The following is a 491-nucleotide window of genomic DNA, read 5'->3' as shown; positions in this document are numbered from 1 at the left end:
CAAAAAGAACAGCCAATTCAAAAAGAAAAACCAGTTGAAAAACCGTCTGTTATTCAAAAACCACCTGTGATAGAAAAACAAAAACCGGCGGAAAAAGAAAACACGAAGTTTTCGGTAAATGTATTACCGCAGCCGCCACAACCACCAATAAAACCAAAAAAGGAATATAAAATTTCAGATGTAATAAAAAAAGGAAGCGAGTTAATTGCTCCTCAAATTAGTAAAATGAAACCTAACAATATCATTTCTCCGCAAACGAAAAAAAACAATATAGTATCGCCGCAAGTGAAGAAAGAGAATGTAGGGAATATAATATCGCCGCAAGTGAAAAAAGAAAATGTAGGGAATATAATATCACCGCAAGTGAAGAAAGAAAATGTAGGGAATATAGTGTCACCGCAAGTGAAAAAAGAAAATGTAGGGAATATAGTGTCACCACAAGTGAAGAAAGAGAATGTAGGGAATATAATATCGCCGCAAGTGAAGAAAGA

The 491-nt window shown here is 34.6% G+C and carries 1 pseudogene; it reads left to right on the top strand.

Annotation, left to right across the window (positions count from 1 at the left end):
* A pseudogene (gene exsA / locus MR160_RS33895) lies at positions 1 to 491 on the top strand (spore coat assembly protein ExsA); the annotation flags it as partial.

Origin of the sequence: Bacillus cereus group sp. BfR-BA-01382 (genome assembly GCF_022663475.1) — a bacterium.
Classification (GTDB): domain Bacteria; phylum Bacillota; class Bacilli; order Bacillales; family Bacillaceae_G; genus Bacillus_A; species Bacillus_A thuringiensis_S.
This window is presented reverse-complemented; position numbering and strand designations above follow the sequence as displayed.